The following is a 13,989-nucleotide window of genomic DNA, read 5'->3' on the forward strand; positions in this document are numbered from 1 at the left end:
GTGACTTGACAAGGCCAATGGCGCTCGGTAGCAGGGGGGCTTGTGCGGGGGCGTCAGGAGGGGCACGAGGGGGCGCCACGAGGGGTGCGGGGATTCCTTTCTGTTTCCGCACGGCCATGGTTAGATCAAGTCGAGTCACGGTCACAGCCTCGTAGAAGTCGCCAGTAGCCAGTCCCTCCCGGAGGGAACATGCCAGCAACCAGCCGCCCGCAGAGCGCTCCGGCGCTGTCCCAGCGAGAGCGTCAGGTGCTGGCGCACATCGCGGCAGGCCTCTCCCACAAGCAGGTGGCCCGGCGGCTGGGCATCAGCGTGCACACGGTGAGCACGTACCTGCGCCGCATCCGCAGCAAGCGGACGGCGCCGACGGTGGCGCATCTGATCCACCTGAGCATGACGGAGGACGCGGCGACGCCGGCCGGACCTCGATCGGCGCCCTGAGCCGATGTCCTGCGATCACCTGGCCGTACTCCCGGACGACACACAGAATCCCCCTCAGCGCTCACCCGCTCGCGGAAGCGGTAGCGGCCCCGGGAAGCGCTGCGTACCGGGTGTGCGCCGGCATTCGAGGAGTCAGGCATCCTCGGCCGCCCTCCCTGACCCGGGATGCACACTCCGCGCGAGCCCGCGCCCCTGAGCGCTTCCGCCAGGGCTTCAACCAACCGGCGGGCGAACAGGGCATCGACCTCGTCGTGATCAAGGAACTCCTCGACCACCCCTGACATACGTACGGCGACGGCGGCGGACACCCAGGTGTCCGCCGCCGTTGCCGTCAACTACTGCCGTCAACCCGGCCAGAAGCCCCGTTACATGAAGCTCTACGCGGCCGAGATTCACCAACGAGGATCAGGTCTCGGCCAAGGATCGAGTCCCGGATCGGAGTGCAGACAGTTCAGTGGGCGATTCGCGCAGACCGCCAGCTCCAGGGAGTCTTCAAAGGTGGAACCAAGCTCCCAAATCCAACCCATGCCAGCAGCAACCACCCTCCCCCCGGCTTCTACGAAAACGCTTGAATAACTGAGCCATTCACCGATGGGGAAATAATCCCCACCGAGAACACTCTCCACCTCTATTGCTAGATCACGCTGCCCTGACCCAGCGGCGATGGGATCGAAATTGCAAGGCTCGTCATTACTGAAGTTCGGGCCGACTCGATTTACTGGCTCGATTGAGAGCCCTCCCACCGCCGCGAGGATTTCCTCTGCCAATGGATGGGATCGGTACCCTTCTCCCTCCAGCGGCACGACCCATTGACCTGGGTCAACCTTCCTGTCCGCGCTCCATCCGGACGCAACAAGCGCCCCAAGCAGATCCTCGCGGAGCGAGTCGAAGCGAATCAAGGACATCAGTTGATCTCCAGGTCTTCCAGCAGTCGGCCGTTCGTTGCGAACGCTGTCGGCATAGTCACCCAGATTGCAGTTGTGAACGAGTACCGGCGTAGCCCCCGCCAGCACACAGCACGTGTGCTACGCGGACCCCTCTACCTTGGCTCTGTACACGAGAACCGGCGGCAGATGTTCACCACTTCGGGAGGCAGTCTTGAGGGCCGCCGTGTTCGAATTGTTCATGAGCTGCGGCGGAGGTACTCAGCGGCGGTACGCAGCTGTCGCGATCTCGATGAAGGATCGGGTCAACGGGTTGGTGTCACCTTCGTTCCACACCGCCACGACTCGGCTTGGCGCCATGTCGATCAGCGGCACTGCGGCCAGCTGTGCGGGCAGGTCGTGTCCGAGCGGGGCCAGGCCGACTGTGCCGTTCCACAGCACGGCCTGAAGGCATTCCTGGACGACGCGCACCACTGGGCCCTCGCGCGGCTCGCCGCCGTTCCAGTACGACTGCCAGATCGGGTCGGTTCCCCGCGGGAACTGGAACCAGCGGCGGTCGCCCAGGTCGGCCAGCTGCAGCCGACCGCGGCGGGCCAGCGGATCGTCGGCGCGCAGGACTACGCCTACCGGATCGGTACGCAGCTCACGCACCGTCAGGGCGGTCTCGTTGAACGGCGCCCGAGTCAGGGCGACGTCGACCAGTCCGGCGCGCAGCCCGCAGGTCGGGTCGGTCAGGTCGGTGTCACGGACGCGGATGTCGATGCCGGGGTGGCTCCGGCGGTAAGCGGCGGCCAGCCTGGTCGCTCCCGGATCAGTGCTGTCGCCCAGGATGCCGACGGTGATGGTCGCGACGCCGGCCGCCGCGGTCACGCGTTCACGGACGCGGTCGGCTTGTTCGAGCAGGGCCCGCGCCTCATCGAGCAGCACTGCGCCCACCGGGGTGAGCGTGATGCCGGCAGGCGAGCGGGCGAACAGCAGGGCACCGACCTCGGTCTCCAGCTGCTTGATCGCCCGGCTCAGCGGCGGCTGGCTCATGTGCAGTCGAGTGGCGGCCCGACCGAAGTGGAGTTCCTCGGCGACCGCCACGAAGTAGCGCAGGACACGTAGCTCCACGCTGCAACGATACCCACAAGGTATCGGCGCTACGGAATGAGTCTTGGACAGCCGCAGGGCCCTGGCGGTGCACTCGGGGCATGACCGACGAAGCGAAGACGAGCGAACCGCAGGCCGACCCCACCGTATCGGTGGTCGGTCCCGACGACGGCGAGACGATCGTCATGGGCACCACGCGCATGCGCGTCCTCGAAGACGGCAGCCATACCAGGCACCGCCTCGGAATCTCCGAGTCCGTCCTCGCCCCGCACACCCCCGGACCGCCGCAGCACCGCCACGCCCAGCACGACGAGGGCTTCTACATCCTCTCCGGCACCGTGCGGTTCACCGTCGGGGAAAAGGACTACGACGCCACCACGGGCACGCTCGTGATGGTCCCGCCCGGCGTCCCGCACACCTTCGCCAACCTGACCGACCAACCCGCCGTCATGCTCAGCACATTCACCCCCGACCTGTACGTGCAGTACTTCCGAGACCTCCAGGACGTGATGGCCGGCGACCAGCCGCTGACGCCACAGGCCAGCATCCGCGCGATGAGCCGCTACGCGACCGAGCCCGCCACCGACCTCACCTGAAGCCGGCGGGATGAAACCGCCCGGCCGTCCTCCACCTGACCAGCGCAGCCGGGGCACTCCCGCCTTTCGCCTTCCGGGTCGCTCAGACAATGGCCCGGCCTTCTCCAGGGGGTGCCCTGGGAATCGACGAGTCACCTGCAACCGGTGGCCGTGGATGGGAATCATGAACATCGCATATTGGATCGTCGCCGGACTGCTCGCCCTCTTCTACATCTACGCAGGCGCGATGAAGGTGATCCGCAGCCGCGATCAGCTTCGCCCGATGATGGCCTGGGTCGACCGCATACCCCTGCCCGCTGTCAGGGTGCTGGGGACGGTCGAAGTACTCGGCGCGACCGGGCTGATCCTGCCCCCACTGACCGGCATCGCACCCTGGTTGGCACTGGCTGCGGCCATCGGGTTCGTGATCCTGCAGATCGGCGCGACCACTGTCCACCTGACCGGCAAAGATCGCCAGATCACACTCAACGTCGGGCTCATCGCAACTGCGGCCGTGATCACCTGGCTGGCCACCACCTGGCTGTGAACGACCCAGTTCTCGCCCGGTGGATGCGGCTGCGGGCCTGCGGCCGCGCGGCCGCTGTCATTTCTCATGAACATCGAACACGCCGCCATCCGTGTGCTGCTCGGTGACGCGTACATCTGCTGTCGCTATTCGTGAACAAAACCACTACCTGCTATTTCACAGGTCAAGTGCGGTTTGCTGGTCCGGTGAGGTGCGTGGGCGTTCGTGGTTGTGCGGGGTTGTTGCCGTCGCTACTGCCGTCAGACGGTTCAGCCCAGGTACGGCTTTTCGCGCTGTTCCAGGAAGTGTTGGAGCCTGAGTCGTTGAGTGTGGTGCATCGGCAGCTGCTCGATCTCTTCCGGCGGCACGAACCGGAGCTCGGTGGACTCGTCGGAGATTGTCAGTTGGCCGCCGGTGATGCGGGCGGTGAAGCAGACGTTGAACTGTCGCCGGACCTCGCCGTCGGTGTAGGCGATGATGTGTTTCGGGTCGGTGTAGGTGCCGACTAGGCCGGTGATCTCGACATCGAGGCCGGTCTCCTCTTTGACCTCGCGGACGGCTGTGCCTGGCAGGGAGTCGGTGAGGTCCATGCCGCCTCCGGGCAGTGCCCAGAGGTCGTTGTCGCGGCGGCGCTGGAGGAGGATGCGTCCGTGGTCGTCGGTGACGACGGCGGAAGCGGCGACGACCATGCTGTTCGGCTTGGGCGCGTTGGGGTCGTCGTAGTACTCGGTGCGGGCCACGGTCAGTCTTCCTCTCGTACGGGGGTTGCGGTCGCCCACACGGCGTCGAAGCTGTCGGCGTAGGTGTCAAACATGCCGCCTGTCTCGTGACGGCGAAGGTGCCACACGGGGGCTGCGTAGGCGTTGGCGCCCCAGACGTGTGCGTTGACGAGTTGCTGGTCGTCGGCCCGGTAGAGGGAGTTGTAGAGCGTGGTGCCGTGGGTGCGGACTTCGATGCCGGGGGTGTCGGCGAGCGGCTTGTAGTGCATGAGTGCGAGGCGGCAGCGGGATTCGATGCCGTGGCCGAACCGCTCTTCCTGGCCGCGGGCTTGGACGTTGTCGCTGTCGGGGTCCCCGATCGCGATGCGGGCGGTGCAGCCTTCGGCGGCGCGTTCGGTGAGGAGTTCGTTCAGCCGCGGGTACGCCTCGTGGAGGAAGACTGCCGCGTAGACGAGGATGTCGATCCGTTCCCGGGCTTGGGCCATCAGGTCGGTGAACGTCGAGACGGGGATGTCGGCCCGCTGTTCGTAGAGCGCGACCAGTTCGGGGCTGATGGCGCGGGCGGGGCGGGCCTGGCGGAGCGCCGGCCTGAGTGCGTGCACGTCTTCTCCCAGGGCTTTGGCCGCCTGGAGGGCGGTGGCACGACGTGGGATACGCCCGAGGTTCACCCAGCGCTCGACCGACTTGGGGTCGACCTCGACCTGCTGAGCGAGTGCGGCGTACGTCCAGCCTCCCGCCGCCATGACGGCTCGTAGTCTCTCGTTCGGCACGAGTCTCCCCCTTCGTCTCAGGGCGGCACTAGGGACGTTCTACACGGTGCGGGACGTCCCGAAGTGGGGTTTGGTGGAGGTTCCTTCGTCCCGGTGACCGGCGTGAGGATCGGTGCCGACCCTGCGGCGCCAACAGGCCCAGGGGCACGTATCAACGCCGCCGAGGAGCGTCACCGTGCGAATGAGTACCACCCCACCTCTGATGCCGACGGGCACACCGTCTCGCTCTATGCCGGTGCCCTGGTGGTCGACCAGCGGAACGGCAAGGTGGGCGTGGTGATGGGGCGTGTGGGGACGTACGCGCAGCTTCGGCCGCCGCGCGGTGGCCGGGAGTGGGACGTGCTGCCCGAGGACGTTCGCCCACCGACTCCGACGGAGGAGTTGAGCGCGAAGGTGGCCGTGGCCAACCGGACGTGGGGACGGTGACCCCTCGCTCGGTCCTGCGCTACGAGACCTGGACGCTCCAACCCGACCGCGAGCCGGACGCGGAGCCAGTCCTGTACGCGATGCAGTGCGCCGTGGACGGAGAGACCTCACCGACGAGCGAGGAGTTCGCCGAACCGCAGGAGTGGGTGTTGCGGCACTGCGGTCAGAACCCGTCCCACCACACCTACCGGGAGATCATCACCCGCCCCTGGCGGACCTGGCACCAGACGTGATCCGCCTCGCTCGCCCAGGTGCCGCACCGCGCTGACCACCCAACTCCCGTCCCTGCCGGGCGCAGCCGATCGAGGCTCCCCCGCACTCGTCAGCCCCGGCAGGGACGGGCCCTCACGTGCGTGCCGTGCCCATGGGGGTTCTGACCTCTGCCACAGAAAGTCAGCCACGACGGTGGGCGCGCCAACCGATCACCCGCCACGTGTGTCTCGCTCAACCCCGCACCGCCATCAGCCCAGTTATCTCCATCGTCACGGCCCCCAGCCAGGCAGCAAGCATGGGCGCGTCCGGGACGGCGCGAGCCCCCGGGCGGCCTCTCAGGTGCCCGGCCAGTCTGCTGCTGAGCGGTCGGACCGGGGCTTCCGATTGGGGGTCCGGCTTACGCTCCCGGGCTCTGCGCGCCGAGTGGTCGGCGGCCGTCGCCGGCGGGGCGGCAGACAGGAGCGGGCGGCGGTCACCGACCGCCGGCGCGCGGCGGCCCGCGTCAGCGGGACGCCCTTGATCAAGTAAAGAAACTCTGAACAGCTCACCCACTGATCGAGTTGCCCGGTCGATGGTCAGGGCCGCTGTTGCCGGCGCTTCTTCGATTCGGTCAGCGCGGTGTTCAGCTTCTCGCTCGGCGACATGTCCGGCTCGGCGTCGTCGTCATGCAAGGGTGGCAGGAACAGGCCGCGTCGGCTCTTCTCCCGCTTGGCCTTCCGGCGCTCGCCGTAAAGCCGCTGATGCTCCTCCCGAACCACGTCCCATCGTCGGTCGAGCTCTGCTTCCCGCGCCAGCAGCTCCTCGTCGCTGAGGTCGGCGAACTCGGTGGCGGCAACACGTCCGCCAGGAACCGGAGCCGGGCAAGCACCACGGGACGATCACGAACTACCTGCTGCGCGATGAGATCGCCCGCGAGGCACCTCCAGCGTCAGGCCATCGATACCCTCGGCAGCGTCCTCAGCCCGACCGACGATCCAGACGACCCGCCCACCGCAGCCGTCGTCCGCTGACGTTGCCGTCAGCGTTGCCGTCAAGCGGCACAGAAGCCCCACCGAGATCACTCTCGGCGGGGCTTCTGGCACATGCAAGGCCATTCCCGCAACGCAGTTGCAGAAAAAGACAGATCAGAGCAAATGCCTATCGATCAGGCCAGCTTGTCCAGCTCGACGCGAATTCTTTCCGCTTCAGCGCGGGCAGCGGCCGCTTCAGCGGCAGCTCTCTGGCGATCTTCCTGATAGATCAGAACGCCAGCCAGTGAATCCAACGCGTCTGCAATCATTTCCCGCCATGCGGCAAAAGATTCGGTCTCACGCTCACCTTGAGGCCTTTTGGACCGCACTTCTCTCAATCTTTGAAGTGCGGCGCGCAACTCTGGAGAGACAGGCATAGGATTCACCCACGCCCACCGATTTGAGGCAAGAACCGCTGACAGGCAGGGCATGGCGCGATCAGCTCGCCATGATCCTCAATGGGGAACGAATTCCCTCTACCGCCACCACCGATCTTGACGGACTGGAACGTTGACCCCTCCAGTGGTATTCCAGCGTTCTCGAACTGAATGGCGCACCCAACTTCCCCACATCCTCCATGGTGTCCGGAGTTAGCTACTGCCCTCGCCGTCTGCGGAGGCATTGCACCGCTACGCGTATCTGTTGCATAGGAGAGACGGACATGCTCTCCATCCGAAGAAGTAATCTTCGTGGCAACGTTGGGACGTGATTCCGGACTCACACTCAGTGCCTCATCTGCGAAGTCGAGCAAGTCGTCAGCGGCCTCACCGCAATTATGAACGAGTACCGGCGTAGCCCCCGCCAGCACATAGTACGTATGCAACTCACCAACGGTCAGGTTATGAACGGCGGCACCCGAGGCCACCCACCGCTTCACGGCCGTGATCTGGACCCGTGTGTCGGCGCCGGTCCGCAGCGTCTCCCCGGCCTTCAGGTCCGTGGCGTCGATCCACTCGCCCAGCTCCGGAACCCAGAACGGGTGCCCGTCGGTGGCCGTGACCGAGGCGGTCTTCGAACCCTTCTTGCCGTCCACGTCGATCGTGACCCGGACGAGGTGCTTGACGCCCTTGCCCTTGATCTCCGCGGTGACCGTCTGGACCTTGGTCTTGCCGGTCTCGGGGTCGGTGGCCAGGACCTTGTCGCCGATGTCGACGTCCTCGATGGCCTTCGTCTTTCCGTTGGCCATCAGCACCTTGGTCTTGGGTGTGAAGCTGTTGGCCACGCAGGCCTCGGCCGCCTCCGCCGCCTTGTTGCTCTTCCGCCAGCCCTTGAACGCCCCCCACAACTGCTTGCTCAGGCTGACGATCCGTTTGCCGAGTGCGTACGCCTTGTCGATCCTGTTCCAGTACTTGGCGACCAGCTTCCCGATGGGGCCGCCGCCGATGAGCGACGTGACGATGTTGGCCGCCGTGGCGCCGCACGCGCCGAGCGCCCCTGTGGTGAAGCAGTCCAGCGCGTCGGTGATACCGAGTTCGTCCGCCAGGATCTTGCCGAGTTCCTTGGCGATGGCGACCGCACGCTGTTTCGCCACGTCGGCCTTGGCCCGCTGCTGTCGGGCCTTGTAGACGGCCGGTGACTCGTCGGGGGCCTTGTAGCCGTAGTACTGGTAATAGGTCTTGGTGGGCTTGACCTTCCAGCCACCGTTGCTCTTCATGCTGCACTGCACGCCTACGTAGATGCAGTCGTCGGGCTTCAGACCGTCGGGGTCGGAGAAGCTGGCCGGGTTGTTGTAGCTGTAGGCGTAGCCGTTGATCTGTTGCGGGTCGGTGAAGTCGATGATGGGGTCGGCCGAGATGAAGCGGCCGGTCGAGGCGTCGTATTCACGTGCGCCCAGGGTCACCAGACCCGAGGTGTCGTCATTCGTGCCGCCGACGAATCCCTTGTCGTCCACCCACTTGGAGGGATCCGCCGAATCGGCGTCGCGGCCCGCGCCGAACGGGTCGAGGCGGCGGCGCTGCGTCGCGCCCGTCGTCGCGTCGACGGCGAGCTGGGCCGTGCCGTGGTGGTCCCCGGCCAGGAAGGTGACGCCACCGGAGTCGCGCACCGCCACGGTCTGACCGGCGAGCGTGTAGTAGCGGGTCGCCTCGACCGCCTTGGTCGACGTGTCGAGACGCAGCTCCATGCCGGGCAGGTAGAAGGTCGTCTCGGTCGGCGACTTGCGCAGCACGCGGCTGCCCGCGGCGTCGTGGACATAGGAAGACGTGCTGCCGTCGGCGTTGGTGACCTTGGTCAGCTCGTTCTGCTTGTCCCAGGTCAGGCTCTGGGTGTCTCCGTTCAGGACGCGGGTCTCGGTATTGCCGGCGGCGTCGTACGTGTAGGTGTCCAGGGAGGTGACCGCGGGCTTCGTGCCGGCCGCCGCCGTGTCCGTGGTGACCGACGTGAGCTGGTGCGGGCCCTCGCCGTTCTCCCCGTACTTGTACTTCTTCGTCGCCGTCGCCGCGCCGCCGACGCCGTGGTCCGTCTGCGCGGTGCGGTTGCCCGTGGCGTCGTACTCGTAGCTGTGCCAGAAGGGTGCGACTCCGCCCACCGTGTCCGCGGACGGCGCCGAGGCACAGGCCGCGTCCGGCTTGCCGGTGCCGACCGCGCCGTCCGGTGCCTGGGACGACGTCCAGTCGTCGGTCGTCCGGCGCAGGCTGTCGTGACGGAAGCACTGGGTGTCGCGCGTCCCGCCCGTCGGGTTGTCGACGATGGACAGGACGTTGCCGCCCGCGTCGTACGTGTAGTCGGCGTCGTAGGCCATCGACGCGGCGCCCTCGACCACGACGCGGGCGTTGTTGACCCTGTTGGTGCCCTGCTCGTAGCTGTAGTTGAGCCACGTCTTCTTGTCCGACGCCCCGCCTGTCGACAGCTGCAGCTGTTCCAGCTGGTTCGTCGGCGAGTACTTCACCTGCGGGACATACGTGCCGCCGCCGAGCGAGGTGTTGAGCGCTTTCGGACGCTGTAGCGCGTCGTACTGGTAGGAGACGGCTTCGGCCGCGAGGCCGCCAGCGGCGGGGAAGTTCTGGCCCTTGACGGTGCCGTCGTCGTTGTACTGGGTCTGGAACTCGTAGGTGCCGCCCAGTTCCGGCTCCGCCGTCTTGGACAGGTAGTACTTGGTGGAGGTGGGCTTGTAGTCGTTCTTCTCGTCGAGGACCGGATAGGTCACCGACGAGTGGACCGCGCCGCTCTTGTAGGTGTAAGTGCCGTACAGCGCGCCCTTGGCGATCGTGTCGTACGTGGAGACGGACAGTTTCGTGCCTGTCTCCGCCGCGCCCTGCCAGGTCGACTTCGTACGGCCCAGCTGGTCGTAGACGGTCGTCGTGGTGTTCTCGCGGGCGTCGGTGACGGTCGTCTGACGGTCGAGCTCGTCGTAGCCGAACCTCGACCGTCCGGTGTCCGGGTCGACGGCCTCGATTTTGCGGCGGCGTTGGTCGTATCCGTACGTCCAGGTGTTGCCGTCGTTGTCCTTGACCTCGGACAGCTTCCCGTCGGGCGTATAGCCGTAGGTGGTGGAGAGGTAGTCCGCCGAGGTGCCCAGGGGCAGCGGCTTGTCCCCCTTGTACTGGCGCAACTCGACCGTACGGTCATCGGCGTCCGTGATGGTCGTGGTCGCGGTCTGGCCGGTCGGCGGATCCACATGGACCCGGTCTCCGCCGTACGTGTACGTGGTGCGGTGCTTCTCCGCGCCGGCCACCTTGAGGATCGTCGCCGTGGGACGGCTGTTGCCGTCGAACTCCGTCACCGTCTGCGCGTCGATGTCCTCGTTGCGCGGTTCGAAGAGAGTGGCGGTGGGTGCGCCGGTCGTCCAGTACGTCTCGTTCGTCTTGACCGTACGGCCGGAGCCGTCGTAGTACGTGTCCGCGATGAGGCGGCCGCCGTCCTGGCCCTCGGTCTGCACCTGGCGGGGCCGCAGCAGGCCGTCGAACAGCGAGTACTCGCTGCCGTAGGTGGTGCCGCCGTTCTCCAGCCGCTGGGTGCGGATGTAGCTCGGGCCAGTGGCGCGGATGCCATACGAGTACTTGACCGACGGGGCGAAGGAGTCCGCCTTCGGGCGGTCGGGGAGCCACACCGAGGTCAGCCGGCCGAGGCCGTCGTACGCCAGGTCGGTGCGCTTGCCGTGCACGTCGATCTGGGCGATCGGGGTGCCCCACTGCGGGGCGTACTCCGTCTTGGTGGTCCAGCCCAGCACGTTGGTCTCGGTCTTGGCGGTCGCGAGGCCGTTCGTGTCCGTGTAGTCGATGGTCTTCGGCGTTCCGGCCGCGTCGGTGACCTTCACCGGACGCCCGAACTGGTCGTACTTGGTCGTGGAGACCGTCTGGTAGGTGCCGGTCACGCCGTTGTGCGAGGCGAGCCGCTTGACGGTGGTCGCGTTGCCCAGGCTGGGCGCCGCGCCGACGGTGGTGGCGTCGTCGTACAGCGTCTGGTCGTCGGCGAGCACGTGCTTGGAGCGGTCCGGCGTGGTGGCGCAGTCGACGCTCACCGTCTCCACCCGGGAGACGTAGGCGTACATGTGCTTCGACACGTTGTCGGCGTACTCGGTGCGGCTGCACTGGTTGTCCGAGACGCCGAGTTCGCCCAGGTCGTTGGATCTGGTGACGCGGCCCGTAGCGTCGTCATAGCTGGTGACGGAGGCGGACTGACGCCAGCCGCCGGACGCGAGCGCCTCGTAGGTGTCCGTGCGCTCGGGCCGGACGAACCGGGCCTCGCGGGTGCCCCAGTCCTTGGTGCGGGTGGCGGTGACCTTGGTCCAAGGAGTGTTGATCGACTTCGAGACGACCTTGTCGCCGTTGTATGTCGTCGTCTCCAGCTCGAAGCCGGACTTCCAGTCGGAGTCGGTGTGGCTGGTTCCGGTGGAGTCCTTTACCGAGGACGATCTGGTGCCGCCGTCGGGGTCGCTGTCGCCGTCCAGGCCTCGGAAGAAGACGTGTTCGGATCTGGTGTTGGAGGCGTTCTCGGTGCCGTCGGAGGTCGTGACCCGCACCTTTCCGTAGCCTCGCCAGTCGCTCCAGGTCAGGTACTCGGACTTGGTGAAACCGTCGGCCTTCGCCTTCCGCCAGCCCGCGTCACCGAGGTAGGTGTAGGAGGTGATCTGGTCGGGGCCGTTGCCCACCAGGTCCTTCTCGACGACAGAGGAGACGGCGTACTTGTGGAACCACTCGGTGACGGGGTCCTTGATACCCGGCGGGTTCCACTTGACGGGGTAGCAGCGGACGGTGGACTTGCCGACTACGGGACGGTCCGCGGACGTGCACTGTGTGTCGGCATAGTTGACCGACAGCACGCCACCGGATTCGCTCTCCACCGCCGACATGCGGAAACGGATGAAGGGCTGGATGTTGTCATTGGCCACGTCGACGCGGTTGGCCAGCTGCTTGCCGTACAACTTCACCGACGGGACGGCCTCGTCGGTGCCCACCCGCCCGGTGTGGTCGATCGATTGCAGCCACAGCGACTTGGATCCGTCACCGTTGTCGGTGAAGTCGTGGTTCAGCGTCCAGGAATCGACATCCGCGAAGGTACCGGTGCCCGTGCGGATCTGAGTCGTGATCTTCTTCAGCTGCTTGCGGGTCCAGAACGTCGGTGAGTTCTGGCCGGTGCACTTGGTGTCGGCCTTGCAGTTGCTGTCCCACGGCACGTCCGGCCAGTCGGCCGCCGTGGCGTCGGTCAGCGCGCCGGAGGAGCAGTCCGTCAGGTCACCGATACACCGCTCGCCGGTGGTGAAGACGACGCGGGCGGCGGGCTCGGCGTCGTAGACCTTGTCGGCACGCTGGCCGTAGTCGACGCGCTTGAGGTACCCGCCACGGGTGTAGGCCTTGCCGTTCTCCCCGGTCTTCAGGCCCTGCGTGTAGTAGTTGGTCTCCTTCGCGTAGTAGTACGTCATGGCGTTGCCATGCGGGTCGATGACGTGGTCGAGGTTCCACCGCCAGGCCTGCGCGCAGTGGGCGTTCGCGAACGTCGCGTCGTAACACGGTTCTCCGGAGTCGTCACCGTAGACAGGTACGGTCCACGCCGAATTGGTCGACTCGTCGCCGGAGGCGTATCCCGGCAGTCGGTTCAGACCGAAGAAGTACTGGGTGCCGTCGTCATCGGTGACTTTCCAGTGTTCGCCGCTGTTGTCACCGTTCGTGGTCCCGGTGAGCTTTTCGACCTTGCTGAAGTCGTCGGAACTGACCCGCCACTCGCCGGTCTTGTCATCCTTGATCAGCTCTCCTGAGGCGCCGCCCGCCAGCGAGATCGTGGCGTTGTCCCCGCCCCAGCACTGGTCACCGTAGGTGTCGTCGTGTCCGTCGTCGGCACACGGCTTGTAGCGGCGTTCGATGTAGCCCGGCTCGTACGAGAAGCCCTGGCCGATCCACGAGCCCTGGTTGTTGGTGGCCGCGGTCTGGCCGTCGACGGACTGTGAGCTGTAGCCGAGGGAGACCCCCGGCGACAGGGTGCCCGGGACCGGTGGGGCCGAGATCGGGTACGACCAGTTGAAGGCACCGGAGGAGTTCGAGACGCTCCACTGCGAAGACGCTTGCAACGGCGTGGCGCCGAAGTCGCCCTGGTCACCGGAGGCGCCGGCCTCCGCGGCGAACACGGTGACCGCCGAGCCGCTGTCAGCCGCCGCGGGGAGGGTCGCGGTCAGGGCCTGCTTCGCCGTGTCATTGCCGCTCTTGACCGGCTTGGGCGTGGCGCAGGACCTCTTCTGGGGCGACGTCAGTACGCAGGACGGGTACTGGACCAGGCGCAGCCGGGATCCGTAGCTTCCGCCGTAGGCACCGGCATAGTCCGCGTAGTCCAGACTGACCCGCACCGGTGCGGACTTCTCGGACCCGTCCGTCCTGGCCACCGTCATCAGCGGGGCCCCGACGCCGGCGGCCTTCGCCTTCTTGCGGCCCAGGACCGCCACGCGCACCGAGGCCGGGCCGGCCTTGCCGGAGGTGGCCACCCTGAGCGGCAGCCCCTTGGCTGCCGTGAGTTTCTCGCCCTTCGGCAGGTCGACATCGTCCGCGGCCGCCTTGGGCCACCGGGGCGTGTCGGCGGACTTCACGGCGGCACGTGCCGCTGGGTCCGTCCTGTCGTACGTCTTGGCCCTGACGTCCTTGCCGTCGACGGGGTCGTCGAGGTTCGTCTGGGTGGCGGGACGGGTCAGCCCGCCGTCCCTGGCGGTGGCATCAGGGGCGTATTGCGGCAGCAAGCCGACGGCAAGGGCGACACCGAGCCCCAGCGCCGTGCTCCTGGCGGCCGGTATTCGCCACCGTGACCGGAAAGGCGAGCGCATAGCAGCTCCGAAGGGAGAGTTGGAGAGTCGTGACAACAGAGAACGGGTTACAGAAGGTGAGAGAGATGAGAAGGGGGACGACAGGGCATGACG

General features: G+C 66.7%; 12 protein-coding genes. 5 read left to right on the plus strand and 7 right to left on the minus strand.

Translation table 11 applies throughout. From position 1 onward, the window contains the following. The first annotated feature begins 189 nt into the window (after positions 1 to 189). On the plus strand, positions 190 to 438 hold the full coding sequence (locus tag ACF062_RS02820) for a response regulator transcription factor (protein ID WP_392134817.1): 249 nt from the start codon (positions 190 to 192) through the stop codon (positions 436 to 438). Between the two features lie 392 nt (positions 439 to 830). Here the strand turns inward: ACF062_RS02820 and ACF062_RS02825 are convergent, their stop codons facing one another. Both ACF062_RS02825 and ACF062_RS02830 read right to left on the minus strand, forming a co-directional pair. Continuing rightward, positions 831 to 1,343, minus strand: coding sequence for an SUKH-3 domain-containing protein (locus ACF062_RS02825; RefSeq protein WP_392134820.1), 513 nt, complete (start codon positions 1,341 to 1,343; stop codon positions 831 to 833). 240 nt (positions 1,344 to 1,583) lie between these two features. Next, the gene (locus ACF062_RS02830) at positions 1,584 to 2,435 is read right to left on the minus strand and encodes a LysR family transcriptional regulator (protein ID WP_392134823.1); all 852 of its coding nucleotides are present in this window, start codon (positions 2,433 to 2,435) and stop codon (positions 1,584 to 1,586) included. An 80-nt stretch (positions 2,436 to 2,515) separates the two neighbouring features. Here ACF062_RS02830 and ACF062_RS02835 point away from each other — a divergent pair, with 80 nt between their 5' ends. Continuing rightward, a complete protein-coding gene (locus ACF062_RS02835; protein WP_392134826.1) occupies positions 2,516 to 3,010 on the plus strand; it encodes a cupin domain-containing protein in 495 nt (164 codons plus the stop codon). Positions 3,011 to 3,173: 163 nt separating this feature from the next. Beyond that, positions 3,174 to 3,536, plus strand: a complete 363-nt coding sequence (locus ACF062_RS02840) for a DoxX family protein (RefSeq protein WP_392134829.1) — start codon at positions 3,174 to 3,176, stop codon at positions 3,534 to 3,536. Between the two features lie 248 nt (positions 3,537 to 3,784). Here ACF062_RS02840 and ACF062_RS02845 read toward each other — a convergent pair whose 3' ends face one another. Together ACF062_RS02845 and ACF062_RS02850 are read right to left on the minus strand one after the other, a co-directional pair. Next, on the minus strand, positions 3,785 to 4,255 hold the full coding sequence (locus ACF062_RS02845; protein WP_388347236.1) for an NUDIX domain-containing protein: 471 nt from the start codon (positions 4,253 to 4,255) through the stop codon (positions 3,785 to 3,787). A 2-nt stretch (positions 4,256 to 4,257) separates the two neighbouring features. After that, a complete protein-coding gene (locus tag ACF062_RS02850) occupies positions 4,258 to 4,977 on the minus strand; it encodes an XRE family transcriptional regulator (RefSeq protein WP_392136465.1) in 720 nt (239 codons plus the stop codon). Positions 4,978 to 5,244: 267 nt separating this feature from the next. On the opposite strand from ACF062_RS02850, the gene ACF062_RS02855 reads away from it, so the two are divergent. Both ACF062_RS02855 and ACF062_RS02860 read left to right on the plus strand, forming a co-directional pair. Further along, a complete protein-coding gene (locus ACF062_RS02855) occupies positions 5,245 to 5,430 on the plus strand; it encodes a hypothetical protein (RefSeq protein WP_392136468.1) in 186 nt (61 codons plus the stop codon). After that, positions 5,418 to 5,663: a hypothetical protein gene (locus ACF062_RS02860; RefSeq protein WP_392134832.1), complete on the plus strand. Its 246-nt coding sequence runs from the start codon at positions 5,418 to 5,420 to the stop codon at positions 5,661 to 5,663. Before ACF062_RS02855 ends, ACF062_RS02860 begins: the two co-directional genes overlap by 13 nt. Before the next feature lie 555 nt (positions 5,664 to 6,218). Here ACF062_RS02860 and ACF062_RS02865 read toward each other — a convergent pair. The 3 genes from ACF062_RS02865 to ACF062_RS02875 form a co-directional block, all read right to left on the minus strand. Continuing rightward, positions 6,219 to 6,401, minus strand: coding sequence for a hypothetical protein (locus ACF062_RS02865; RefSeq protein WP_392134835.1), 183 nt, complete (start codon positions 6,399 to 6,401; stop codon positions 6,219 to 6,221). A 386-nt stretch (positions 6,402 to 6,787) separates the two neighbouring features. Continuing rightward, positions 6,788 to 7,030 carry a hypothetical protein gene (locus tag ACF062_RS02870; RefSeq protein WP_392134837.1) on the minus strand — a complete coding sequence of 81 codons (243 nt, stop codon included), beginning with the start codon at positions 7,028 to 7,030 and terminating at the stop codon, positions 6,788 to 6,790. Between the two features lie 5 nt (positions 7,031 to 7,035). Further along, complete coding sequence (locus tag ACF062_RS02875) at positions 7,036 to 13,896, minus strand: polymorphic toxin-type HINT domain-containing protein (RefSeq protein ID WP_392134840.1); 6,861 nt, start codon at positions 13,894 to 13,896, stop codon at positions 7,036 to 7,038. Positions 13,897 to 13,989 lie beyond the last annotated feature (93 nt).

This window comes from Streptomyces sp. NPDC015345 (assembly GCF_043078805.1).
Taxonomy (GTDB): domain Bacteria; phylum Actinomycetota; class Actinomycetes; order Streptomycetales; family Streptomycetaceae; genus Streptomyces.

What these genes read in the sequence shown, in the direction of transcription:
- ACF062_RS02820 (WP_392134817.1), top strand. Translation starts at nt 190, where the DNA reads ATGCCAGCAACCAGCCGCCCGCAGAGCGCTCCGGCGCTGTCCCAGCGA.
- ACF062_RS02825 (WP_392134820.1), bottom strand. Translation starts at nt 1,343, where the DNA reads ATGTCCTTGATTCGCTTCGACTCGCTCCGCGAGGATCTGCTTGGGGCG.
- ACF062_RS02835 (WP_392134826.1), top strand. Translation starts at nt 2,516, where the DNA reads ATGACCGACGAAGCGAAGACGAGCGAACCGCAGGCCGACCCCACCGTA.
- ACF062_RS02840 (WP_392134829.1), top strand. Translation starts at nt 3,174, where the DNA reads ATGAACATCGCATATTGGATCGTCGCCGGACTGCTCGCCCTCTTCTAC.
- ACF062_RS02850 (WP_392136465.1), bottom strand. Translation starts at nt 4,977, where the DNA reads ATGGCGGCGGGAGGCTGGACGTACGCCGCACTCGCTCAGCAGGTCGAG.
- ACF062_RS02870 (WP_392134837.1), bottom strand. Translation starts at nt 7,030, where the DNA reads ATGCCTGTCTCTCCAGAGTTGCGCGCCGCACTTCAAAGATTGAGAGAA.
- ACF062_RS02875 (WP_392134840.1), bottom strand. Translation starts at nt 13,896, where the DNA reads ATGCGCTCGCCTTTCCGGTCACGGTGGCGAATACCGGCCGCCAGGAGC.